This window comes from Vibrio marinisediminis (assembly GCF_014050145.1).
GTDB classification, from domain to species: Bacteria; Pseudomonadota; Gammaproteobacteria; order Enterobacterales; family Vibrionaceae; genus Vibrio; species Vibrio marinisediminis.
This window is the reverse complement of the sequence record NZ_JACFYF010000185.1, coordinates 1-290: the sequence shown is the minus strand read 5'-3', so window position 1 is coordinate 290 and position 290 is coordinate 1. Positions and strand designations below refer to the sequence as shown.

At 74.8% G+C, this 290-nt stretch carries 1 protein-coding gene; it reads right to left on the bottom strand.

What is annotated here, in order from left to right:
* Nucleotides 1-290 (bottom strand): hypothetical protein (locus tag H2O73_RS23855; RefSeq protein WP_182110781.1); only part of this gene is annotated, 290 nt, incomplete at both ends.

Here is a 290-nt window from a genome sequence, read left to right as displayed (position 1 = left end):
GGGCCCGGAACCGCACGGTCAGGGTTCTGGGTGTCTCCCGTGGCCCCACCGGCGTGGCACCCGCCAGCGGCACCGTCACCAGCCCGTAGAGCCGCGCGGGCGGTTCGTCCGACAGGATCAGGTCGCACAGTGGCTGGTCGTCGACCTCCAGCCGGTAGGTGCCCTCGGGCACTTCATCCGCCGCAAGGTCGAGGTGACTGTGTTTGCCCGGCGGCAGCGGCGCGCTCCAGGCGGGGTCGTCGGCGGGGTCGGCGCCAAGGGCGCGCAGGGCCATCCGGCCGCCCGCGACC